The organism is Desulfuromonas sp. KJ2020, from assembly GCF_024197615.1.
Classification (GTDB): Bacteria; Desulfobacterota; Desulfuromonadia; order Desulfuromonadales; family SZUA-540; genus SZUA-540.
In genome coordinates this window covers 598,793-620,129 of sequence record NZ_JAKUKE010000003.1, presented here as the reverse complement: position 1 = coordinate 620,129, position 21,337 = coordinate 598,793, and the positions used below count along the sequence as shown (strand labels likewise).

The window sequence follows — 21,337 nt, the reverse complement described above, 5'->3', positions numbered from 1 at the left end:
TCGCATGGGGTTGTCCCGCTTATTTTTCCAGGGGGAGAGCTGCTTTTCGCCAGGCGGCCATCTGCCCGTCGAGAAGTTCGGCCCGATAGCCTCGTTTGACCAGCAACGTGCGGGCCATTTCGGCCCGCGGCCCGTGTTCACAGACCACGACAACGAGAACCTGCCGGTCCTGGGGCAGCCGGGCCAAACGAAATATGATTTTCCACAGGGGGGCATGCAGGGCGCCGGGAATATGGCCGCTGCGGTATTCGAAGCCGCTACGTACATCGACGACGCAAGGTGGCTGCTGACCGCGCAGCCTCTTGTTCAGGTCGGCAGCTTTCATTCACTTCCCCCGCCGAAATGATTGATGTGAATACGCTCGCTTTTAAGGCTCGACGCCGGATGGCCGGCCTTTTCTTCCCCCGGATAACCAAGTCCGATAATTGCCTCCACCCGGTAGTTTTCTGGAATATCGAGGAGTTCCCGGACAACCGACTCGGCACTTTTCTGCTCGTCGTGGGGACGCAGCCGAATCTGCACCCAGCAGCTTCCCAGGTCGAGGGATGCGGCCGTCAGCTGCACAATAGTGGCGGCGATGGCGCAATCCTCGATCCAGACATCGCTTTTGCTCTCGTCAGCGCAGATGACCAGGGCCAGGGGCGCGCCGGCAAGAAAAGTCGAACCATGCTGCTTGGCTCGCGAGAGCCCTTGCAGCAGCTCGGGTCGGGTGACCCACAGAAATTCCCAGGGGTCGTTCCCACGAGACGAATAGGTGCGCAGCACCGCTTCGGTTAGCAGGGCGACCTTGGCGGGTTCGACGGCCCTGTCTTCAAACACGCGGATACTTCGACGCTTCTGCAGCAAGGAGAGCAGCATGGGGACTTGGTTCAAAAGAGACTCCTCTTATCGTACGGGGTTAAAAACAACCTGCTCCTGAGCCTGCTCCAGGCTCAATTCATAGCCGTCGACATCCACCAGCCGCAGGTTCCGCTGACAATGGTCGCAATGAAAAGCCCAGTAGGTCGCCGGGACGTTGACCGTTCGCCCTTGGGCATCCTTCTGAAACTTAACGCTGTCGAACTGACGCCAATCCGTGAGCTTACGCCGGCAGTGCGGGCAGAAAGGGCGAATTTTTCGATCCCACAACACCTCAAACTGATGGACAAAACGACGATACTTCCAGCGTTTGTACAGAACCCAGAGCAACAGCATGCCGGCCAATCCGCCGGCCACTGCCAGAACCACAACAGGAAGAGAAAAACTGCCTTCGGCTAAAAAATTCAAAACCAGCCTCCTTGCCGGCACACCATTTCAACGCGGGTGATGGCCTACAAATGGCGACAGAATAACTCCTGGGACGGAAGGCTGTCAATTCCTTCGAAGAGCGGTTTTGCCTTGCATTATGGCATCGCCGCGATATGCATGTAAGGAGAGGGACAGAACCACCATTGAAAGAGGCAGGTCAAATAAAGGAGGAAACAAGAAATGAAAAAGACATGGATAACCGCAGGAGCGCTTCTGCTGCTGTGCGCCTGCAGCTTTCCCACCTATGAATGGCGCCATCCGCAGGGACTGGCTCAGACAGTCCTCGAACAGGACAAAGAGGAATGCTACCGCTACGCCAACCAGGCGATCCCCCCTTCGTACTACTACGACGATCCCTTTTTATGGGGCGACCCGTACGGGGATATGTACTGGCCCTATCATCGCCATCCTTATTATCCCCATAGCTTCAGCTATCACTATCCCGGCTATTGGGGGTTCTCCTCCCACTTTTACTTCCGTTACCGCGACGATATCTTCAAGGCCTGCATGAAAGGCAAAGGCTGGCGCCTTGAGCGGGTAGAAGAGAACAGCAGTAAAAAGTGATTTACTGAAAAAGGGCCCAGATCAAGACGCCGACCATATACAATACGACCAGAATGCCCAGGAAGATGAGAACCGCCGCCACCGGGGGATAGGTTTTGCCGTAGAGTCTTTTTAGGGGTGTGGCGGGCTGTAGAAACTCCTCCTCCACCGCCGCCAGAATCTCCTGATTACGGTCAGGCATAATGGATCGGAGGCCGGTGACGAAGTCTTCGGCGGAAAACTTGCGGGTCTTTTTGGGCGCGACGACAAGCAGGGTGCGCTGCTGCGGCGGGATTTGCTGTTCCACCGTCAAAAAGGTGGAGAAGAGATCCAGATTGAAGGATTTGCCGTATTTGGCTCCCTCCAGACGCAGAAGCCAGGTTTCATCGGCAAAGTGCTCACGCACCGCTACCCCCGTCGGCAGTTCCGATTTTTCCCGGATCAGCTCCCATCCAGCCAATAGCCGTTCAGCCATCATCCCTCCTCTTAAGTTGCCTGAAGACGCTTAAAGCCAGGACGTTACGCCATCTTCCTCCATCAGTCAACAAGGCGCCAGTTCAGACGGTTCATTCTTCAAATAAAAACCCGCCGAGGGGTTACCCGGCGGGCTGGAAAGAAACTTAGCTGGTGTCGGATCAGGACAGCCTGCCGCCCTGAATACCAATTTTGATGGTCTGCAGGGGGATGTCCTTGCCGCTGGCGGCCAGCGCCTGCCGGACGATGGCGACCAGCCCGGAACAGCAGGGCACTTCCATGTGCAGGACGGTGAGGCTTTTGATATCGTTTTTCATCAGCATCTCGGTAAGCTTGTGCAGATAGGCCTGGCCGTCATCGAGTTTGGGGCAGCCGATGAGCAAGGCTTTGCCCTGCAGAAAATCCTTATGGAAGTCGGCGTAGGCAAAAGGTACGCAGTCGGCGGCAAAGACCAGCTCGGCCCCTTGCAGAAAGGGGGCGGTCGGCGGCACCAGGTGCATCTGCACCGGCCACTGACGCAACTGGGACTGACGCGTGCCCGCTTCGGTATTCGCGTCGTCTTTAGGCGCGGAAAAGCTGCGCAGGGCAGAACCGGGGCACCCTCCGCCGGCAGGCGGTGTTATCGTCATGACGCGCGATCCCGGGCAGCCGCCCCCATGTCCATGTCCGTGCCCTTGACCCTGGGCCGGCGCTGCGGGTTTTGGGGTGGACTTTTGCAGATGTTCCTCGACGGCCTCTTCGTCAAAGGCGTCGGCCTGACGCTTTTCAATCGTAATGGCCCCCTGCGGACAGTCGCCCAGGCAGGCACCCAGGCCGTCGCACAGATTGTCGGCCAAAAGGTGCGCCTTGCCGTCGATGATCTGGATCGCTCCTTCGGCGCAGGCGGGGACGCAGAGGCCGCAGCCGTCACATTTTTCTTCGTCGATTTTGACAATTTCCCTGATCATGATGCGCTCCGTTCATTATTGAGAGGATAGATTGTTTTCCTTTTATGGTTTCCACCTTATAAAATTCTCGGTGCCGTCGCCTTGACCGGCATCAAAAAAACGCGATTGCCGCCGTCTTTTTAAAAAAAATAATGCCAGAGCAGATCCAGACGTCCCCGCATGATGAGTCTTTTCCCGGAAAAACGCATGATTTCCCGCACCTTCTCCCGATGCCCAGGCCGGTAGCAGTGAATATGGCACCCCTTGCAATCCGGCTTGGGGTCGAGAGGACACTTGATACGCCGGCTAAAAGCGTACTCCAGAAACTCCTGACATTCAGCACAAAGAGTAAAGCGTGAGAGATCCATGCCGGCAAAAACCGGCGATGTCCTCTCCCCCTCGTGGTGAGCTTGGCAGTATACCGAGGTGAAAAGTGCTAAAACGCGCAGATCTTTTTTTTCTTTGCGGGTCATGGTTCCAATCTCCCGGAGCGGTGAATGACGTGTCGAACAAAGCATAAGCCAAAAGGCGAGGTCATTCTTTGACGGCCGTCAAATTTTGCCGAAGATTAGGCCAGAAGGGGAAAAACGATGGGAAAGTGAAACGAGCGGGAGTGTCGGCAGACGCTTATTCTTTATAGGTCTGGGCGAGATCTTCGAGACGGTCACGGTCAAGAATGTCGATAACCTTGCCATTGACGGCAATCAGCTCGTCGTCGGAGAGCTTGCGCAGGGTGCGTGAGAGAGTTTCACTCACCGTACCGAGATTGGAGGCCAGCTGGGTCTTGGAAATCTCCAATTCGATGCGGCTGTCCTCATCCCCGGCCACTTCGAGCAGATAGCGGGCCAGCCGGGCAGGCACATCCTTGAAGGTCAGCTCCTCGATCTGCGTGGTGAATTGGCGCAAAAAGCGGGAAAGACCGGCGATCATATTGATGGCGATACGCGAATGTTCGTGCAGGAGGGTGAGGAATTCCTTCTTGGGAAAGAAGATGACCTGGCTGGCCTGAAGCGGTTCGGCATAGGCAGGATAGAGGCCGTTGCCAAAGATGGCCGCCTCGGCAAAGGTGCCGCCGGGGTGGATGATGTGCAGGATACGCTCTTTTCCCTCGGGCGAAAGCTTGTAGATCTTCACTTTGCCGCTGAGCAGGACATAAAAACCCAGCGCTGGCTCCCCATCGGCAAAAAGGACTTCGCCCTTGGCGTGCTGGCGCACCTTGCCGACCTGTTGCAGATAAGACAAGTCTTCTTCGGTCACACCGGCGAAGATAGGGCATTTTTTCAAAATCGCATCGATATCCATAGCAGGCGGATAGTAGCAGAGAGGGCGGTGGACAACAAGATGCAAAAGAAAATAAAAAAATCCAACCCCAGGCGGTGCCTGTCTTGGGTTGGATTTCTGACTCCTGAAGATGCAGGAGGTTTTCTTTGTTGGTGCGAAGGGGGGACTCGAAATGAAACATTAACTATTTGGAAATGTTTTTGTGAGGTAGGCTGGAAAAAGTGGACACCAATTTGTTAGCCTACCTCAGGGGTGGATGTTAGCTGCTGCGGTTTTCGCAGCATCGGTAGGTCTTGTCTTGAGAGATAACCGGATTTGTTCGCTGGGGAAATACTGGGAAAGGTCTGAAGGAATCTTGATGCGGTAGTAGTTTCCAGAGGTACAAAAGCATACATCCAACTCTCCAAGGCTAACCAGAGATGTCACAACTGGTGTCACACATGATGTGTTGGATTCATAACTTCTTGATTTAACAAGCTAATTCTTACTTGGCGCCAAAAAGAGAGACTCTGCCTACAATATTTTCTTTTGCAATTCCAGAAACTTATAAATGCAACCACATATCAAATTGCAGCGAAATTACCCTGATTTGCAACCATTTTCCGCTATTTTCCAGACATGCCTGGCAGGCGGCAATAACGCTCCCCTGTGGCCTATCGACCGATTTGACCTGAGCCTAGCAAACAGGCCCCAGTTTATCAACTTCGGCGAGAACGACCTCTGCCGCTTTGATCAGGTCATCGACCAGTTGTTTATTGATGTCCAGATACCCCTCGTATTCACCACGATTGCGCATGTGATGACAATGGTCCAGCACCCTCCAGACCTTTGCTTCTAGCCCCAAGGTATGTGTCAAACACTGGAAGACGATATACCGGCTATCCGACCGGTAACCCTGCCAGCGTAGTGCGGCCAGAGAAAGCGCGTGGGACGCATTATATGCCAGGTCAAATCGACTCTCGAGGGCCAGGCTTTCGTTACGTGCGTCGTGCAGACGAGCACGCCCGGACTTGACCAACCCATCGAATTCACCCTGATCGCCGGGTTCGGCTTTCAGTTTATTCGTTCTGACCAGATTATCGAGTTGTAGGGATGTCATTTTCTGATCCGATCACGAATATTTTCGACTGGTCAATGATGCGCTTGATGAAGTTATTGTCTGACATCAGCTTGTTCTGAAACTCTTCAATCTTGTATATCGTCGGATTGACTTTCCGCCCTAGCCTTATTTCTGCAAAATCAAATAGATCCAAAACCTCAGAGTAAGACAGCTCGTTTGAGATGACCAGGACGTCGATATCGCTGCTGGCGTGGTCCGCTTCTTTGGCGACCGAACCGTAGATAAAGGCCAGCTTTATTTTGTCAGCGTAACCTGCAAGGGCTTCCCTAAGTACATCCGCCAAACCAAACGTCTTCTGGACAATGCCTCGCAACTCTTCAAAAATTGGCGCCTGATCGTTGGCTCGATAATGCTTCTGGTTGCCGATCTGCTCGACAGTCAGCAACCCCACTGCTGAAAACTTTTCCAGTTCCCGCTGGACAGTCCCAGTCCCAACTCCCGCCAGGCGCACTATCTCCTTGGCATAGAAGCTCTTATCGGGTCGTCCGAACAAAAGACTCAGTATCTGCCTTTGTGTCTTGGAGAAGAGCACATCACCCAGACTGTATGTCTCATCATTTTTCGTTCCCATATTGGGTACTATAGTTCCCATTTTGGGTTCTGGCAAGAAAATATTTCATGGACTCAGACAGCGAACCTGTTCGCAAAGCCTTTGCATCATTGAGCGCACGGTGTGACGCTATCAGGACATTTATCCTCTCTGGAGGTAGAGCTTCAGTACGTTAGAGAACAAACGTATTCTGAACAGGGGGGGTGGACGTTAGCGCTGCAGTTTTTACTGCATCGGAAATGTCTGGTCTTGAAAGATATTCTAAGAAGGTTTATGGGGAAGTACTGCGAGAGGTCAGAAGGGATCTTGATGCGGTAATAGTAAGTACTGTTACGTTTCCACAGGTACAAAAGCATAAATCCAACTCTCCAAGGGTAACCAGCAGTATCACAACTGGAATCACACATGATGAGTTGGATTTATAAATGCTTGATTTAACAAGCTAATTATTACTTGGTGCCGAAGGGGAGACTCGAACTCCCACGGGACTACTCCCACTAGACCCTGAACCTAGCGTGTCTACCAATTCCACCACTTCGGCTTGAAACGTGCGCTTTTATAACAAAAGGATTTGGCCAATGCAACAAAAAAAAACACAAAAAAAGAGGGCGGCCGAAAAACTATAGAGGCCGCAAAGGGGGCACCAGCACGGAGGTAAAACGGCTGACCGTCACCAGTCCCGGGCGCGCGCCTTTCGGTTTGTGCACAGCCTTCCCTTCGGCGACCATCACCTCGACTTTAATGGCGTCTTTGCCTCGTGAATAGCCGGCGGCGATACGGGCGGCGAAAAGCAGGTCTTCCGTCGGAATATCGCCAGCATGCTGTCCCCTTTTGAGAACGACGTGGGCGCCCGGCATATCCCGGGCATGAAACCACAGATCGTCGGCGGCGGTCAGGTGACGACTGACATAGTCGTTGGTGCGGTTGTTCTTCCCCCAGCAGATGGTAAAATCGCCGGGACTCTGCAGCCGACGCACCTGCTCCTTGGGGTCGCCGGGGCGACGGCTGGCCCGCCAGCGTTCATTGGGCCGAATCACCCCGGCCTCTTCCAATTCCGCACGGATAGCGGTGAGTTCCTCGGCTGTATCCGCCTCTTCGAGAGCATAGAGCATTTCCTGCAGCCACTCTTTTTGCTGTCGGGCTTCTTCCCGTCGCCGCACAAGATGAACTTCCCCCCGCTTGCCTTTCTTAACGCGGCGAAAATAACGCTCGGCATTTTCCTGCGGCGAGAGTAAAGGATCAAGCCCTATGGTAACCGGACGGGGTGGTTCGGCGTGATAATCTTCCACGGTAACAGTTTCCATGCCACGCCGGATTCGATAGAGGTTGGCTACCAACAGTTCGCCGAGCTGCCGTTGCCGCTCAAGCCCGCCCAGACTCTCCTTTTCCTGCTCGAGTTTCTGCAAGAGCCTGTCAACGCGCCGAAGCCCTCGCCGCAGCGCCTCCTGCATCTCTTCCTGGCCGCCGGCGTTTCCCTCGGCACCTTCCAGCTCGCCATAAAAACAGTCGGCGGCGGCTGCAAAGCTGGCAAAGGGGCGCTGGCGGCTCACCTCCAAAAATTGCACATCGAAGGGAAGCAGCAACGAGCGGCCTTCGATCTCCACTATCTGGGGGACAAGCGGCGCCAAAAGCCAGCGCTGACGAAAGGACTCCAAAACCTCCTTGGCGGGCAAGCCAAGACGGACTCCCGCCGCCAGATCGCGTGCCACCAGAGGGGTCATGGGGGCGATTTCCCGCTTGAGCCAACCCTCAAATTCATCGGCCTGCCAAAAAGCCTCGGGAACCTGCAGGGATACATCGGCCAGCAGCGTACGCGGACGGGCTTCGGGCAGATGGTAGGGATTTCCCGGCATGAGTGCGCGCTCGCCGACAGCGCGGGTTTCGCGTTTAAGACAATCGACAATGCAATCATGAGCATCGACCAGAATCAGGTTACTGCGCCCGCCCAGCAGTTCGGCCATCAGCCGATACGGGTTGTCCTCCTCGCCGGCGAAGGTCAGCTGTACCACCCGTTCGCCGGGAATCTGCTCGATGGCAAGCAGCCGGCGAAGTCGCGCCCGCAGCAACTGACAAAAACGCGGCGGTGAGGCGGGATTGGGGAAGGTTTTTTCGGTAAGATGCAGACGACTAACGCGAGGGGCGGTGGAAAGGAGAAGGCGCCGGTCGCCGTGTCGGTTCCAGAGCCGCAGGATGATATTCTCGGCATCCGGCTGATAAATCTTACGAATCAGGGCGCCGGGAAGGAGTTCCTCCAATTCCCGCACCATGGCCGCGATGGCAAAATTATCCATGTTCACGTCGTATTCCGCCTTTTCCGGAAGATGAGCCGTCGGGCTTTGACCACCTGGTTACTAGAGCCGTTGCACTGAGGATAACCAAGTCACCCAGGGCACTCAAGTTTTTCATTTAAAAACACTCTCAATCTGCTATCATATCCGACCTGCGCATTACCTGACATCAGACCCATCTTCGTAAAAGGGAGGTCCACTATGGACAAAAATTGGAAACTAGAGACCTTGGCCATTCAGGCGGGCTACAGCCCCAAGGCTACGGAACCGCGTATCGTCCCTATCGTGCAGAGCACGACTTTTAAATACGACAGCGCCGAACATGTGGCCAAACTGTTCGATCTGGATGCCGCCGATCCTTTTTACACCCGCCTCGGCAACCCGACGACGTCGGCCTTCGAAGGCAAGATTGCCGCCATGGAAGGAGGCGTCGGCGCGCTGGCGACCTCGGCTGGCCAGGCCGCCTCGACGCTCTCCATCCTCAATATCTGCCGGTCCGGCCAGCACATCATCTCGGCCAGCACCCTGTACGGTGGCACCTACTCTCTCTTTGCCAACACCCTGCCCAAGATGGGGATTGAGGTCACCTTTGTCGACCCCGAGGCGCCCCTGGACGAACTCAAGAAGCACTTCCGCGCCGAAACCCGTGCCATCTTTGCCGAAACTATCGGTAACCCCGGCCTGAATGTGCTCGATTTCGAAAAATTCTCCGCCCTGGCCAAGGAGATGAGGGTTCCTCTCATCATCGACAACACCTTCGGCACCCCTTACCTGTGCCGCCCTTTCGAGCACGGCGCCCATATCGTCATCCACTCCACCACCAAATATATCGACGGCCACGCCACCAGCGTCGGCGGCGTCATTGTAGACAGCGGCACCTTCGACTGGAGCTCGGGAAAATACCCGGAACTGACGGAGCCCGATTCCAGCTACCACGGTCTGCGCTACGTGGAAAAGTTCGGTCCGCTGGCTTATATCATCAAGGCTCGGGCGCAACTGATGCGCGACATCGGCACCACGCCGGCACCGCTGAATTCTTTTCTGAACAATCTCGGCCTCGAAACCGTCGCGCTGCGCATGGAACGGCACAGCTACAATGCCCTGAAACTCGCTCAGTACCTGGAGGAGCATGCTGACGTCACCTGGGTCAACTACCCCGGTCTACCCAGCCATCCCAGCTACAGCCGAGCCCAGAAATACCTGCCCAAGGGAGCCAGCGGCGTGCTGACCTTCGGCATCAAGGGGGGGAAAGAGGCCGGCATCAAATTCATGGAGAGCACCAAGCTTATCGCCCTGGTCGTACACGTCGGGGACGCCCGCTCTTGTGTCCTGCACCCCGCCAGCACCACCCATCGTCAGCTCACCCCGGAACAGCAACGGGCTTCGGGTGTGTCCCCCGACCTCATCCGCCTTTCCGTCGGCATTGAACACATCGACGACATTATTGCCGATGTCGAACAGGCCCTGCAGGCCAGCCAAAAATAAGCTTTCCTCCTCATGTTTTCTTTAAAACGGGCCTTTACGGGCCCGTTTTTTTTGTTCTCTCACTGGGCATTTGCTTTCCGATATTTTTTCTGATATTTATCCAGACATTCTTTATCGTTTCCATAGGGTTTACAGCGCCCCGAAACGAAGTAATATTTCAGGGATTCATACGCTGTTGGCCCAGACCATTTTGCCTGGAGGTTGAAATGTCCGAGATCAAAAGAGGAATTGGCACACAGGCCCTGCATGGCGGCCAGAAACCGGATCCCACCACCCGCTCACGGGCGGTGCCGATTTACCAGACAACATCCTACACCTTTGATTCCACCGCGCATGCCGCCGGGCTTTTTTCCCTGGAGCAGCAGGGAAACATCTATACCCGCATCATGAATCCCACCACCGACGTGCTGGAACAGCGACTGGCGGAGATGGACGGCGGCAGCGGTGCCCTGGCGATGGCCTCGGGTTCGGCGGCCATCAGCCTGACCATCCTCAATCTGGCCAGCGCCGGCGACAATATCATCGCCTCCAGTCACCTTTATGGCGGCACCTACAATCTGTTCAACCACACTCTGCGCCGCTTCGGCATCGGTGTGCGTTTTTTCGACCCGGCCACCCCCGAGACCTTGCCGGCTCTCATCGATGAACGGACGCGGGGGATTTTTCTGGAGACCATCCCCAACCCCAAAAATTGCGTCATTGAGTTCGCGACCATCGGCACCATCGCCCGGGAAAATGGCGTTCCCCTGATTGTCGACAACACGGTGGCGACACCGGTTCTTTTCCGTCCCGTCGAGCATGGAGCCAACATCGTCTGCTATTCGCTGACCAAGTTCATCGGCGGCCATGGCACCAGCATCGGCGGCGCCGTCGTCGATCTGGGCAATTTCGACTGGGACAACGGACGCTTCCCCGAGTTCACCACACCCGACCCGAGCTACCACGGCCTCGCCTATTACCCCGCCCTGGGAGCACAAGCGTTTATCCTGAAGATGCGCCTGACCCTGCTGCGTGACCTGGGGCCCAGCATCTCACCGTTCAACAGCTTTCAGATTCTCCAGGGCATTGAGACCCTGCACCTGCGCATGCCGCGCCACTGTGAAAACGCGCTGGCCCTGGCCCGCCACCTGGAGCAGCATCCCGACGTGGCTTGGGTCAACTATCCGGGACTGCCCAGCCATCCCGACCATGAACGCGCCCGCCAGTACCTGCCCCAGGGCCAGGGCGCCATCCTCGGCTTTGGCATCAAGGGGGGCAAAGAGGCGGCGGCACGCTTTATCGATCATGTGCAGCTTGCCAGCCACCTGGCCAATGTCGGCGACGCCAAAACCCTGGTGATCCATCCGGCCTCAACCACCCACCAGCAGCTTACCCCCGAAGAACAGCAGTCCGCCGGGGTGACGTCCGATTATATCCGGGTCTCCGTCGGCATCGAAAGCATTGAGGATATCCTGGCCGACTTTGACCAGGCCCTGCAAGCGGCCCGCACCTAGCGGTGAGGCGGTTTGCTCCAATCACCGGCATCCTGCCTTGACAGGACAATGGGCAGGATGCCGGCGAACCCACGAAACACCTGCCACCCTACCCCGTTTTTATTGCCAATCTCGCCCGCCCATGCTAAGCTCCCTGCCGCTTCTATCCCCTCAATTCCCTGATGCAACGGCCTATGAAAAAACGTTTTTTCAAAAATCGCCTTGAGTATATTCTCTTTCTCCCCCTAGCCTTTCTGGCCCGGGTGCTTCCCCGCAATGTCGCGCTGGGTCTGGGTGCTCAGCTGGGCTGGCTCAGCCAGTATCTGTTGCCCAAGCGCGCCAAGCAGGCGCGGGACAATCTGCTTCAGGCCTTCCCCGACATGTCCGCGGCCGACCTGCAGCAGACGATCGACGATATGTTTCGCCATTTAGGCAAAAGCGGCATGGAGATGTTGCAGCTCGATCAGTTCCGCACCGACGAGGATGTAAAAGAATATTTCACGTTCCATGGGCTGGAAAATCTGCAGGAAGCGCAGGCGCTAGGGAAAGGGCTGTTCATCCTCACGGGCCATCTCGGGTTCTGGGAAGTGGGAACCTTCTTTCTGCCCCGCCTCGGCGTTCCCGTCGACTTTGTCGCCAAGAAGATGAAAAATCCGTATATCGACGCCTATTTCAGAAGGCTCCGCGAGGCTGGCGGCGGCCAGGTGATCGAGGCCAAGCACGGTGCCCGCCGCATCGTCAAAGCGTTGGGAGAACAGCGGGCCGTCGCTATATTGCTGGACCAGCACATCTCCCCCCCCGCCGGCATCAAGGTCGACTTTTTCGGGCGGCCGGCCTATACCACCCCGATTATCAGCCAGATCGCCATGAAGCTGGGAACCCCGGTGGTACCGGCTTTTTCCTATCGCAAGGACGACAATCACTACGACATCGTCTTCGAACCGATGCTGCTCTTCGACAAGGACAATAGCGAAGAGGCGGCTCGGCGCAACACCCAGATTCTCACCGACCACATCGAAGCCGCCGTGCGCAAAAAGATCACCCAGTGGTTCTGGGTCCATAAGCGTTGGCGGGCTTGAGCCATCCTTATGACTGCACCGCCCCTCCCTTTTCATATTGTGCTCATCGAGCCCGAAATTCCGCCCAACACCGGCAACATCGCCCGCCTGTGCGCGGCCACCGGCACCCACCTGCATCTGGTGGGCAAGCTCGGCTTTTCCCTTGACGACAAGTACCTCAAGCGAGCCGGTCTCGACTACTGGCCAGCCGTCAAGCTGCAGCGCTGGCCAGCGCTGGCGGACCTGCAGCAGGCTTTCCCCGAGGGCCGCTTTTGGTACACCTCAAAAAAGGCGACACGCTCCTACGTGCAGGCCGAGTTCCGGCCCGGAGATTTTATTGTTTTCGGAAAAGAAACGGAAGGACTGCCGGAGGAACTGCTCGAACAAAACAGCGAAAACACCCTTCGCATCCCGATCTTCTCGCCGGATGTGCGCAGTCTGAACCTGTCGACAGCGGCGGGGATCGTACTGTACGAGGCCCTGCGGCAGGCGGGACGCCTCAGCTGACGGATCTTTTCTCCTCACCGCGGCCCAGGCGGGCCAGCGCCCGGTCATGCCAGCGGGACAGCAACAGCAAAGCCGCGACCGCCCCCACCAACGCCCAGAACATATCCCACTGTGTATCCCAGATATCCCCTTGCAGAGAGAGAAAAGCGTCGGCGGCGGTGCCGGTAAGGACGGACATCCACCATTCGACCAGCTCATAAAAGGCGCTGATAGCCAGACAGACGCAGGTGACCAGGAAAAAGAGCCAGCCACCCGGCCGCAGGGGCGAGGTACGCAGGAGGATTTCCCGGGCCACAATGGCCGGGACGAAGCCCTGGGCCAGGTGCCCGACACGGTCGTAGTAGTTGCGCTGCAGATCGTAGGTGTCCTGCAGCCAGTTGAACAGGGGCACCTCGGCATAGGTGTGGTGACTGCCGACAATCAGGATGGCGGCATGCAGCCAGACAAGAACATAGGCGAGATTGGTCAAACGGAAGGTGCGATAGGTCAAAAGAAGGACGATCAGGGCGACAATGGCCGGAAAGGCTTCGAGAATCCAGATAAAAATGTCGGCCGGCTCGATGACGGACCAAACCAGCAGAGCCAGCAGACTGGCTAGCAGAAAAAGATGAAGGACCCTGTCTCTGGTTGACGTCGCCATCGCTGCTCCTGCCCAAAAGACGATTTACCCCTCTTCCCCGGCCTGCTGTTTTTCAAACTCGAGCAGCCATTGCTTCGTACTCAAGCCCTGCCCCCCCGAATAGCCTGTCAGCCTGCCGCCCCCTCCGACGACCCGATGACAGGGGACGATGATGGGGAAAGGATTGGTGGCCATGGCCCGCCCGACGGCCCGCGCCGCCTGGGGAGAGCCGGCCAGCGCCGCCAGTTCGCCGTAGGTCAGGGTGCGACCGTAGTCCACCCCCGACAACAGGGTCAACACCTTGCGGGTGAAGGCCGGCAGATTCGCCATATCGAGAGGCAACTCAAAATGCCGCCGACGTCCTTCAAAATAGTCGTGCAGCTGTTCTCTCGCATTTTGCAAAAGCGCACTTTCTTGTTCTCTGGCCTGAGGGTATTGGCGGAGAATCTGCTCCCTTATGATAGCCGGGTCTGATTGAAAGACAATCTCCACAAGGCTGTCTTGATCCTCGACAAGTCCAATCACTCCCACCGGGGAGTTCATCAGAGCAAAAAAGATATTTTCGCTTCTCAGAGTCATACTCGCCTCCCAAGCTTGCGCCGAATCAACGCATAGGCCTCGGCGGCTTGGGGTATGCGTACCACCATGCAACCGACTCCGTACACCAACATCCCTGTACTTACTGCGGCGAAGAGAACCGCCGCCTTGAGTCCGTGCCGGCCAGCCTCAGTCCAGGGACCGAATTGTAAAATGCTCCAGACCACGATTCCCATGAGCAGCGTAACGGGAATCAGACGCAGCAAATTCGTGATAACAGGCATCAATCCAAGCGGACCGGCCACCCGCCGTAGCATCCACAGCAGCAGAGCACCGTTGAAAACAGAGGAAAGGGTCAGGGCCAGTGCCAAACCGAGGTGCTTGAAAGGCCCCATGAGAGCCAGGCCCAGGCCGGCATTGACCAGCAGGGTCCAGAAGGATATCCAGACGGGGGTGCGGGTATTCTTCATGGCATAGAAAGCGGGAACCACCACACGGCTAATGCCGAGGAAAAAGAGCCCCGGTGCATAAAAGGCCAGGGCCAGAGCAGACTGGCGGACTTCCTCGAAACCGAAAGCGCCGGACATGAAAAACAGGCTGAAGACAGGCACTGCACACAACAGCAGACCGACCGCCGCCGGCAGGGTAAACAGGGCGATCAGGATGAGGGCAAATCGCAGCGACTCCTTGAGTCCGTCCATATCCCCAAGGGAGGCCTGACGGCTCATGGAAGGAAGCACGGCCTGGGCCAGGGAAACAATAAAGATCCCTTGCGGAAATTCAAAAAGACGCTGACCATAATAAAGGTAGGAGACGCTTCCTTCAGGCAAGAAGGAGGCCAGCAGACGCGTGAGGACGACGTTGATCTGATAGATGGCCACCCCGGCTATTCCCGGCAGCATCAGCGAGGCGATACGGCGTACCGCCGGATGGGAAAAAGAGAAATCGAGGCGCAGGCGGATCTCCGTCGCCTTGAGGGCCGGGAACTGCATGAGGAGCTGTAGCAGGCCGCCAAGTAGAACCCCGACCGCCAGGGCGGTGATAGGCACCTCGAACAGAGGGGAGAGGAAGATCGCGCTCAGAACCATGGCGATATTGAGCACCAGCGGCGAGACGGAGGGCCAGAAATAGCGGCCGTGGACGTTGAGGATCCCGGTAAGCAACGCCAGCAGACTGACGAAAAAGATATAGGGGAACATGATCCGATTCAGGTAATCGGTCAAGGCCAGTTTTCCCTCGATGCTGCCAAACCCGAAGCCGATAAAGCGTACGATATAGGGAGAGCCAAGCACACCGGCCAGGGTCACCAGGGTGAGTACGAGCAGCAGCAGCGTCCAGCAGATAGAGGCGACACGCCGGGCTTCTTCTGGCCCTTCCCTATGCAGAACATCGGAAAAAGTGGGGACAAAGGCCGCAGTCAAAGACCCTTCGGCGAAAAATCGGCGCAGCAGATTGGGGATGGTGAAGGCCATGAAAAAGGCGTCGGTCGCGAATCCCGCTCCGAAAAAGCCGGCTACCACCATATCGCGCACCAACCCGCCGATACGGCTCAGGCCGGTAGCCAGACCCATAATCCCCGTTGCCCTGGAAATGTGTCTTTTTTCTGACATGATGCTCGCCTGTCTGTCGTCGTTCATCTCCCAGGGCGTCCGTATCAGGCCTGGGCCTGCCTTCCCGAGGGGTCTCATACTGCCACAAAGAGGCTACAGCAGGTATTATTTTTTATTAATCCAAAGATTTACAGACACAACCACTTGATATACTGGCATTTTGTTAATTACATTAACTATTTTTTATATTGACATCCCGTCATAGAGAGTGCTATAAACGGGCCTTCGCAAGCAACATTAATACAAAAGAATCACTGGAGGATAGAACCTTGGCAAATCACAAGTCCGCGCTGAAAAGAAATCGTCAGAACGCCGTCCGCAACGCCCGCAACACGCACATCCGCTCGTCCATGAGAACCTTTGTCAAGAAGGTCCGTGAAGCTGTAGCCGCCGGTGATGCGGAAGCGGCCAAAGCAGCCCTGGCACAGGCCGTGCCTTTTATCGACAAAGCCTCCACCAAGGGGGTCATTCATAAGGCTACAGCCAGCCGTAAGATCTCCCGTCTGAGCAAGCTTGTCAACACCATGGGCTAAGAGAAGACCAGCCCGTGTGCAGATCAAACCCAAAGGGGGGGCCTTAGCCCCCCCTTTTTTTATGCGCTATGCTGATACTCAGGCCCCCATCACGTTAAGCACCAGCTCTTCCATAAGTGCTTCCGCATTGGCGCCACTTGATTTAAGAGCCACATCCGTCTGTAGAAACAGTTCAAATATGCGACGATATTGTCCCGCGGAAAAAAAGCCCGCCTGGGCGATCAGGCCATCGGCGAAATAAGGATTGACGCCTACCTGTCGGGGGATATCCCGGCGCGGCACGTTCTGGTCAAGAAGCTCCCTGATTTTCCAGAGGTTCCTGTAATGACGCGCCAACATGGTCAACAGGACTAAAGAAGCGACGCCATCCTCTTGCAGACGTCGCAAATATCGCAGGGCTTCCCCAGTCTGGCGTTTTCCCAGCGCATTGCCCAGATCAAAGACCGTGTCCACCCGGGTATCGGAGACAACCGCCTTCACTTCGGCCACATCAATTAAACGACCCTCCCCGACATACCCGTAAAGCTTGCTCAATTCGGCATCAATTTCCTGAAGATTGGTGCCTACCCGGCGGCAGAAGAGGGCTAATCCTTCTTCCGTGAAGCTCTTTTTCGCTTCCCTGACGTGGTTCTTGACGAAGGCCGGGATTTGATTGTCGTAGAGTGGCTTGAATTCAACCAGCTCACCGTGTTTTTTAAATTCCTGGAAAAACTTTCGCCGGGCATCGATCTTGTCGGCGACGAAGATCAGCACGGTTTCAGGGACGGCATCCTGCAGATAGGGAAGAAAAAGGTCCAGTTGTGCTGCAGACAGAAGTTGAGCATCCTTGATGATAATCAGACGACGGGCGGCAAAAACCGGGAAGGTCTGGGCAGCATCGAGAATATTTTCGACGGGGGCGTCCTTGCCATAATAAACGGTCAAATTGAAATCACGGGCTTCGGCCGGGACAAGGGCATCTCGCAGGGTCTCCAGGCAGCGGTCGCGCAAATAGGTTTCCGCCCCATAGAGAAAAATCAGTGGGGGCACCTTGCCATCGTCTACCGCCCGCAAAAGTTCAACATGAGTCATAACTTTTCATCCCGGTCAAAAGTTTTCAAGGATGCGAAAGTACAACTCTTCAGCCACGCGTTCGGCGATCAGGCTCTGGATTTCGCTTTCCCGGTCTTCCTGGACTCCTTTGTCCGGGTTTGTGCGGTATTCATCATCCCAGACAACCCGGCCCTTCCACAAGGCCTTGCCATCGGCAGCCTGCCGCAGGGTCGCCTGAACGGAAAGTGTAGCGCGATACTCAAGGATTCTGTCTTCGGGACCATAGGATACCGCCGAGGACGAATACCCCGTCACTGTCCCCGTCAAAACGACATCGGCGCCATCCCAGCTTTCGACAATCTCCATCTCGGGTTTGCGCGCAAACCTGGTCACCACGGCGTTGGTGACCAGGTCTTCCAGGTAAGGCTCAGCTGTCTTATTGCCGAACAGTTCGATATATAGTCTGTTTTCCCCTTCCGAAAAGCGATTGGTTTTTTCAGAAAACTGGTAGCCGCACCCGCCCAGAACCAGCAGGCAAAGGACCAGCAAAGGAAGAGCGGACCTCATGCCACCACCACGCTGACGAGACGGCCAGGCACCACGACGATCTTTCGAATCGTCTTGCCTTCAATGAAGCGCGCCACGTTTTCCTCTTCAATAGCCGCCGCCTTGATCGCCTCTTCCCCGGCGTCTACCGCGACCGTGATCTTGCCCCGCACCTTGCCGTTGACCTGCACGACAATGAGCTTTTCATCCTCCACCAAAGCCTCGGCGTCTACCTGGGGCCAGCCCGCCTCACTGAGTCGGTCCCGATGACCGATGAGGCTCCACAATTCTTCGGTGATGTGAGGCACAAACGGCGACAGCAGGCGCAGGACAGCCTCGATGGCTTCACGTACGGCGCCAGGATATTTCGCCTTTTCCTCAAAGCCGTACAGCGCGTTGACCAACTCCATGACAGCGGCAATGGCCGTGTTGAAGTGGAAGCGACCGTCGATATCCTCCGTCACCTTTTTGATCGTCCGGTGGGTCGCCCGGCGCAGATTTCTGGCGGCGCCATCCTGCTCGGGAGCGATGGAGGCAGCGCCCAGCAGGGCATGGTTTTCATAGACAATACGCCAGACCCGGCCCAAAAAGCGATAGCACCCTTCGACCCCCTGATCGTTCCATTCCAGATCTTTTTCGGGAGGAGCGGCAAAAAGGGTAAAGAGGCGGGCCGTATCGGCGCCATAACGGCTGATGAGGTTGTCGGGGTCGACCACGTTCTTTTTGGATTTGCTCATCTTCTCGTTGCGGCCGGTCACGGCTTCGGCCTGACAGCGGGTACACCTGTCTTCGACGACTTCTTCAGGATAAAGCCAGCCATGCTCAGGGCAGGAACGGGTTTCCATACACACCATCCCCTGTGTCAGGAGGTTGGTGAAGGGTTCGTCCACCTTCATCATGCCGAGATCGCGAAGGACCTTGGTAAAAAAGCGGGCGTACAGGAGGTGCATGACCGCATGTTCGATTCCGCCAATATATTGATCAACCGGCAGCCAGTACTCCGCCGCCGCTCTATCGACGGGACCGGAAGGAAAATCGGGGCAAGTGTAGCGGGCAAAATACCAGGAACTCTCGACAAAGGTGTCGAAGGTGTCGCATTCCCGCCGTGCCACTTCACCGCACTGGGGGCAGGTCACGCGGGCAAAATCCTGACTTTTGGCCAGAGGGCTTCCCCCCTCGCCGGTAAATTCAACGTCGGTAGGCAGCACCACCGGGAGATCCTGTTCGGGCACGGGAACAACACCACAGACGTCACAGTAGATGATGGGGATGGGGGTACCCCAGTAGCGTTGCCGGGAAACCCCCCAGTCGCGGAGACGATAGTTGACCGTCTTTTGGCCAATGCCTTCCTGCTGCAGATAATCGGCAATCTTCTCCTTGGCGGCTTCGTTCTCCAGCCCATCAAAAGCACCGGAGTTGACCATCAGTCCCGGACCAGTCCAGGCCTCGGTCATGGTCTCGGCCGCCAACGCGTCCCCTTGCGGCTGAATGACCACGACTTTGGGGAGGTCGTACTTTTGGGCAAACTCGAAATCGCGCTGGTCGTGGGTGGGAACGGCCATGACGGCCCCGGTGCCATAATCCATCAGCACGAAATTGGCCAAAAAGACCGGCATGCGTTTCTTGCTGACGGGGTTGATGCAATAGGCGCCGGTAAAAACACCCTCTTTATCCAGATCGTCGCTGGTGCGCTTGATCTTGTCCTGCTTCTTGATGCGGGCGATGAACGCCTCGACATCCTGACGCCGGTCAGCAGTGGCGATCTCAAGAGCGAGCGGATGCTCGGGAGCCAGACTCATGAAGGTCGCCCCGAACAGCGTGTCCTGCCGGGTGGTGAAGACACGGATCTTCTTGAGCGATCCTTCCAGCGGAAAATCGATTTCGCAACCCGTGCTGCGGCCGATCCAGTTTCTCTGCATGGTCAGCACCGGCTCAGGCCAGCCCTTGAGTTCTTCGATGCAGTCGAGCAGTTCCTGAGCATAAGCGGTGGTCTTGAAGAACCACTGCTCCAGTTCCTTGGGCACCACCTCGCTGTCGCAGCGCCAGCAGCACCCCTCTTCCACCTGTTCGTTGGCCAGAACCGTCTGACACTCGGGACACCAGTTGACGGATGAACTCTTTTTGTAGGCCAGCCCCTTTTCGTACATCTTGAGAAAGACGAGCTGTTCCCATTTGTAGTAATCGACATCACAGGTCGCCAGCTCGCGGTCCCAGTCGTAGGAAAGACCCATTTTTTTCAACTGGGAACGCATGTTGGCGATATTCTCATAGGTCCACTTGGCCGGATGGGTACCATGCTGGATGGCGGCGTTTTCCGCCGGCATGCCGAAGGCATCCCACCCCATGGGATGAAGAACATTGAACCCCTGCATCCGCTTGAAGCGGGCGACAACGTCCCCGATAGAATAATTGCGCACATGGCCCATATGGATACGACCCGACGGATAAGGGAACATCTCCAGGAGATAATACTTGGGCTTGTCGGAGAATTCTCCGACCTTAAAGGTCTTTTCCTCTTCCCATATCTTCTGCCATTTGCCTTCCAGGGTCGTGGCGTTGTAGCGCTCTTCCATAGTGCCTCCGAAATGTCACTTCACGGGGAAAAAACAGGAATACCGGCATGCGCCGGTATGGTTGTCTTCAATCAATAACCACGGCTCAGCACTGGCGCAGAGCGCCAGCACGGGCCGCAGAGAAACCGCCTTGCCCACAAGAGGATGGCGAAAACGGCTTACTTTTCGCGATAGGTGATTCGGCCACGGGTCAGGTCGTAGGGCGAGAGCTCTACGGTGACACGGTCACCAGGCAGAATGCGGATATAAAATTTGCGCATCTTTCCGGAAATGTGTGCCAGGACAATATGTCCGTTATCCAGCTTGACCCGAAACATGGCATTAGGCAACGGTTCGATGACCGATCCCTCGACTTCTATTGCTTCTTCCTTCGCCAAAACGGCCTCCATCTAAAAATTAATTAAAACAGTGAAAAGGTCGTACCAAAACCCGGCTATTTAACATAAAGACAACAGGCGTTGTCAAGTCCCATCCCCGGGGACCAGGCCCCATAGCCTGGCCTCAGACTTATCCGGCAAGATTCAGCAAACGCTTGGCTGAATCGATGATCTTGGTGGTCTGAATCGGCTTGGTGATATATTCATTGGCCCCCAAGGCGAGCGCCCTCTCACGATCTTCATGCGCCCCTTCGGTGGTGATAATGACAATGGGAACACTCTTGTAGCCGGGATCGTTGCGAACCAGACTGACAAGTTTCAACCCATCCATGATCGGCATATTGATATCGGTGAAGATCAGGTCGAATTTCTCGACGGACAACTTTTTGAGACCATCCACGCCATCACTGGCCTCGACTATCGAAAGCCCTCGCATCCGCTTCAGGGCAAATACGATGAGCTGCCGCATCGTCGGCGAATCTTCAACGACGAGCACCTTATAGGTTGACATGGAACCCT

The 21,337-nt window shown here is 56.1% G+C and carries 26 protein-coding genes and 1 tRNA gene; 6 read left to right on the top strand and 21 right to left on the bottom strand.

The window, feature by feature from the left end; all coding sequences use genetic code 11:
- Nucleotides 1-19 precede the first annotated feature (19 nt).
- From MJO47_RS11225 to MJO47_RS11215, 3 genes are read right to left on the bottom strand one after another with little or no spacing between them, the layout of a single operon-like run.
- Complete coding sequence (locus MJO47_RS11225) at nt 20-325, bottom strand: rhodanese-like domain-containing protein (RefSeq protein WP_253961213.1); 306 nt, start codon at nt 323-325, stop codon at nt 20-22.
- Complete coding sequence (locus MJO47_RS11220; RefSeq protein WP_253961212.1) at nt 322-873, bottom strand: nitroreductase family protein; 552 nt, start codon at nt 871-873, stop codon at nt 322-324. Before MJO47_RS11220 ends, MJO47_RS11225 begins: the two co-directional genes overlap by 4 nt.
- Nucleotides 874-885: 12 nt before the next feature.
- Nucleotides 886-1,266, bottom strand: a complete 381-nt coding sequence (locus tag MJO47_RS11215; RefSeq protein WP_253961211.1) for a hypothetical protein — start codon at nt 1,264-1,266, stop codon at nt 886-888.
- A 201-nt stretch (nt 1,267-1,467) separates the two neighbouring features.
- Here MJO47_RS11215 and MJO47_RS11210 point away from each other — a divergent pair, with 201 nt between their 5' ends.
- Nucleotides 1,468-1,851, top strand: coding sequence for a hypothetical protein (locus MJO47_RS11210; RefSeq protein WP_253961210.1), 384 nt, complete (start codon nt 1,468-1,470; stop codon nt 1,849-1,851).
- 1 nt (nt 1,852) lies between these two features.
- Here MJO47_RS11210 and MJO47_RS11205 read toward each other — a convergent pair whose 3' ends face one another.
- From MJO47_RS11205 to MJO47_RS11170, 10 genes are all read right to left on the bottom strand, one after another.
- Nucleotides 1,853-2,308 carry a hypothetical protein gene (locus MJO47_RS11205; RefSeq protein ID WP_253961209.1) on the bottom strand — a complete coding sequence of 152 codons (456 nt, stop codon included), beginning with the start codon at nt 2,306-2,308 and terminating at the stop codon, nt 1,853-1,855.
- A gap of 157 nt (nt 2,309-2,465) precedes the next feature.
- The gene (locus tag MJO47_RS11200) at nt 2,466-3,251 is read right to left on the bottom strand and encodes an ATP-binding protein (RefSeq protein ID WP_253961208.1); all 786 of its coding nucleotides are present in this window, start codon (nt 3,249-3,251) and stop codon (nt 2,466-2,468) included.
- 119 nt (nt 3,252-3,370) lie between these two features.
- Entirely contained in the window at nt 3,371-3,703 is a 333-nt protein-coding gene (locus MJO47_RS11195) for a nitrous oxide-stimulated promoter family protein (RefSeq protein ID WP_253961207.1), read from the bottom strand.
- 154 nt (nt 3,704-3,857) lie between these two features.
- Nucleotides 3,858-4,514: a Crp/Fnr family transcriptional regulator gene (locus MJO47_RS11190; RefSeq protein ID WP_253961206.1), complete on the bottom strand. Its 657-nt coding sequence runs from the start codon at nt 4,512-4,514 to the stop codon at nt 3,858-3,860.
- A 243-nt stretch (nt 4,515-4,757) separates the two neighbouring features.
- Entirely contained in the window at nt 4,758-4,937 is a 180-nt protein-coding gene (locus tag MJO47_RS15660; RefSeq protein ID WP_371926673.1) for a DUF6538 domain-containing protein, read from the bottom strand.
- Nucleotides 4,938-5,187: 250 nt separating this feature from the next.
- On the bottom strand, nt 5,188-5,610 hold the full coding sequence (locus MJO47_RS11185) for a hypothetical protein (RefSeq protein ID WP_253961205.1): 423 nt from the start codon (nt 5,608-5,610) through the stop codon (nt 5,188-5,190).
- Nucleotides 5,588-6,238 carry a nucleotidyltransferase domain-containing protein gene (locus tag MJO47_RS11180; RefSeq protein ID WP_253961204.1) on the bottom strand — a complete coding sequence of 217 codons (651 nt, stop codon included), beginning with the start codon at nt 6,236-6,238 and terminating at the stop codon, nt 5,588-5,590. Before MJO47_RS11180 ends, MJO47_RS11185 begins: the two co-directional genes overlap by 23 nt.
- Nucleotides 6,239-6,345: 107 nt before the next feature.
- Nucleotides 6,346-6,537, bottom strand: coding sequence for a DUF6538 domain-containing protein (locus tag MJO47_RS15655; protein WP_371926671.1), 192 nt, complete (start codon nt 6,535-6,537; stop codon nt 6,346-6,348).
- Nucleotides 6,538-6,635: 98 nt separating this feature from the next.
- Nucleotides 6,636-6,722: transfer RNA gene (locus tag MJO47_RS11175), tRNA-Leu, on the bottom strand.
- Nucleotides 6,723-6,801: 79 nt separating this feature from the next.
- Nucleotides 6,802-8,472: an NFACT family protein gene (locus MJO47_RS11170; RefSeq protein ID WP_253961203.1), complete on the bottom strand. Its 1,671-nt coding sequence runs from the start codon at nt 8,470-8,472 to the stop codon at nt 6,802-6,804.
- Nucleotides 8,473-8,670: 198 nt separating this feature from the next.
- Here MJO47_RS11170 and MJO47_RS11165 point away from each other — a divergent pair, with 198 nt between their 5' ends.
- The 4 genes from MJO47_RS11165 (at nt 8,671) to MJO47_RS11150 (ending at nt 12,991) form a co-directional block, all read left to right on the top strand.
- Nucleotides 8,671-9,954: an O-acetylhomoserine aminocarboxypropyltransferase/cysteine synthase family protein gene (locus MJO47_RS11165; RefSeq protein ID WP_253961202.1), complete on the top strand. Its 1,284-nt coding sequence runs from the start codon at nt 8,671-8,673 to the stop codon at nt 9,952-9,954.
- A gap of 206 nt (nt 9,955-10,160) precedes the next feature.
- Nucleotides 10,161-11,447, top strand: a complete 1,287-nt coding sequence (locus tag MJO47_RS11160) for an O-acetylhomoserine aminocarboxypropyltransferase/cysteine synthase family protein (protein ID WP_253961201.1) — start codon at nt 10,161-10,163, stop codon at nt 11,445-11,447.
- Between the two features lie 173 nt (nt 11,448-11,620).
- Nucleotides 11,621-12,505: a lysophospholipid acyltransferase family protein gene (locus MJO47_RS11155; RefSeq protein ID WP_253961200.1), complete on the top strand. Its 885-nt coding sequence runs from the start codon at nt 11,621-11,623 to the stop codon at nt 12,503-12,505.
- Nucleotides 12,506-12,514: 9 nt separating this feature from the next.
- A complete protein-coding gene (locus tag MJO47_RS11150; protein ID WP_253961199.1) occupies nt 12,515-12,991 on the top strand; it encodes a tRNA (cytidine(34)-2'-O)-methyltransferase in 477 nt (158 codons plus the stop codon).
- On the opposite strand, the gene MJO47_RS11145 is transcribed toward MJO47_RS11150, so the two are convergent.
- The 3 genes from MJO47_RS11145 to murJ are packed head-to-tail and all read right to left on the bottom strand — an operon-like array spanning nt 12,984 to nt 15,757.
- Nucleotides 12,984-13,631, bottom strand: coding sequence for a DUF2238 domain-containing protein (locus tag MJO47_RS11145; RefSeq protein WP_253961198.1), 648 nt, complete (start codon nt 13,629-13,631; stop codon nt 12,984-12,986). The genes MJO47_RS11150 and MJO47_RS11145 overlap by 8 nt on opposite strands.
- Before the next feature lie 24 nt (nt 13,632-13,655).
- Nucleotides 13,656-14,189, bottom strand: coding sequence for a methylated-DNA--[protein]-cysteine S-methyltransferase (locus MJO47_RS11140; RefSeq protein ID WP_253961197.1), 534 nt, complete (start codon nt 14,187-14,189; stop codon nt 13,656-13,658).
- Nucleotides 14,186-15,757 (bottom strand): murein biosynthesis integral membrane protein MurJ, encoded by a 1,572-nt coding sequence (gene murJ, locus MJO47_RS11135; RefSeq protein WP_253961196.1) that lies wholly within the window; start codon nt 15,755-15,757, stop codon nt 14,186-14,188. Before murJ ends, MJO47_RS11140 begins: the two co-directional genes overlap by 4 nt.
- 269 nt (nt 15,758-16,026) lie before the next feature.
- Between murJ and rpsT the strand changes: the two genes are divergently transcribed.
- A complete protein-coding gene (gene rpsT / locus MJO47_RS11130) occupies nt 16,027-16,290 on the top strand; it encodes a 30S ribosomal protein S20 (protein ID WP_253961195.1) in 264 nt (87 codons plus the stop codon).
- 78 nt (nt 16,291-16,368) lie between these two features.
- Here the strand turns inward: rpsT and holA are convergent, their stop codons facing one another.
- The 5 genes from holA to MJO47_RS11105 form a co-directional block, all read right to left on the bottom strand.
- Nucleotides 16,369-17,361 carry a DNA polymerase III subunit delta gene (gene holA, locus MJO47_RS11125; RefSeq protein WP_253961194.1) on the bottom strand — a complete coding sequence of 331 codons (993 nt, stop codon included), beginning with the start codon at nt 17,359-17,361 and terminating at the stop codon, nt 16,369-16,371.
- Between the two features lie 15 nt (nt 17,362-17,376).
- Complete coding sequence (locus MJO47_RS11120) at nt 17,377-17,889, bottom strand: LptE family protein (RefSeq protein WP_253961193.1); 513 nt, start codon at nt 17,887-17,889, stop codon at nt 17,377-17,379.
- Nucleotides 17,886-20,441 (bottom strand): leucine--tRNA ligase, encoded by a 2,556-nt coding sequence (leuS, locus tag MJO47_RS11115; protein ID WP_253961192.1) that lies wholly within the window; start codon nt 20,439-20,441, stop codon nt 17,886-17,888. The genes MJO47_RS11120 and leuS overlap by 4 nt, the downstream gene beginning before the upstream one ends.
- 158 nt (nt 20,442-20,599) lie before the next feature.
- Entirely contained in the window at nt 20,600-20,818 is a 219-nt protein-coding gene (infA, locus tag MJO47_RS11110) for a translation initiation factor IF-1 (RefSeq protein WP_225072229.1), read from the bottom strand.
- Nucleotides 20,819-20,948: 130 nt separating this feature from the next.
- A complete protein-coding gene (locus tag MJO47_RS11105; RefSeq protein ID WP_253961191.1) occupies nt 20,949-21,329 on the bottom strand; it encodes a response regulator in 381 nt (126 codons plus the stop codon).
- Nucleotides 21,330-21,337 lie beyond the last annotated feature (8 nt).

Excerpts from the sequence above, each read along its gene's own strand:
- MJO47_RS11145 (WP_253961198.1), bottom strand. The coding sequence starts at position 13,631 with ATGGCGACGTCAACCAGAGACAGGGTCCTTCATCTTTTTCTGCTAGCC.
- murJ (WP_253961196.1), bottom strand. The coding sequence starts at position 15,757 with ATGTCAGAAAAAAGACACATTTCCAGGGCAACGGGGATTATGGGTCTG.
- MJO47_RS11210 (WP_253961210.1), top strand. The coding sequence starts at position 1,468 with ATGAAAAAGACATGGATAACCGCAGGAGCGCTTCTGCTGCTGTGCGCC.
- MJO47_RS11150 (WP_253961199.1), top strand. The coding sequence starts at position 12,515 with ATGACTGCACCGCCCCTCCCTTTTCATATTGTGCTCATCGAGCCCGAA.
- MJO47_RS15655 (WP_371926671.1), bottom strand. The coding sequence starts at position 6,537 with ATGCTTTTGTACCTGTGGAAACGTAACAGTACTTACTATTACCGCATC.
- holA (WP_253961194.1), bottom strand. The coding sequence starts at position 17,361 with ATGACTCATGTTGAACTTTTGCGGGCGGTAGACGATGGCAAGGTGCCC.
- MJO47_RS11165 (WP_253961202.1), top strand. The coding sequence starts at position 8,671 with ATGGACAAAAATTGGAAACTAGAGACCTTGGCCATTCAGGCGGGCTAC.
- MJO47_RS11200 (WP_253961208.1), bottom strand. The coding sequence starts at position 3,251 with ATGATCAGGGAAATTGTCAAAATCGACGAAGAAAAATGTGACGGCTGC.
- leuS (WP_253961192.1), bottom strand. The coding sequence starts at position 20,441 with ATGGAAGAGCGCTACAACGCCACGACCCTGGAAGGCAAATGGCAGAAG.
- MJO47_RS11155 (WP_253961200.1), top strand. The coding sequence starts at position 11,621 with ATGAAAAAACGTTTTTTCAAAAATCGCCTTGAGTATATTCTCTTTCTC.
- MJO47_RS11170 (WP_253961203.1), bottom strand. The coding sequence starts at position 8,472 with ATGGATAATTTTGCCATCGCGGCCATGGTGCGGGAATTGGAGGAACTC.
- MJO47_RS11195 (WP_253961207.1), bottom strand. The coding sequence starts at position 3,703 with ATGACCCGCAAAGAAAAAAAAGATCTGCGCGTTTTAGCACTTTTCACC.
- MJO47_RS11225 (WP_253961213.1), bottom strand. The coding sequence starts at position 325 with ATGAAAGCTGCCGACCTGAACAAGAGGCTGCGCGGTCAGCAGCCACCT.
- MJO47_RS11120 (WP_253961193.1), bottom strand. The coding sequence starts at position 17,889 with ATGAGGTCCGCTCTTCCTTTGCTGGTCCTTTGCCTGCTGGTTCTGGGC.
- MJO47_RS11185 (WP_253961205.1), bottom strand. The coding sequence starts at position 5,610 with ATGACATCCCTACAACTCGATAATCTGGTCAGAACGAATAAACTGAAA.
- MJO47_RS11160 (WP_253961201.1), top strand. The coding sequence starts at position 10,161 with ATGTCCGAGATCAAAAGAGGAATTGGCACACAGGCCCTGCATGGCGGC.
- MJO47_RS11140 (WP_253961197.1), bottom strand. The coding sequence starts at position 14,189 with ATGACTCTGAGAAGCGAAAATATCTTTTTTGCTCTGATGAACTCCCCG.
- MJO47_RS11105 (WP_253961191.1), bottom strand. The coding sequence starts at position 21,329 with ATGTCAACCTATAAGGTGCTCGTCGTTGAAGATTCGCCGACGATGCGG.
- MJO47_RS11205 (WP_253961209.1), bottom strand. The coding sequence starts at position 2,308 with ATGATGGCTGAACGGCTATTGGCTGGATGGGAGCTGATCCGGGAAAAA.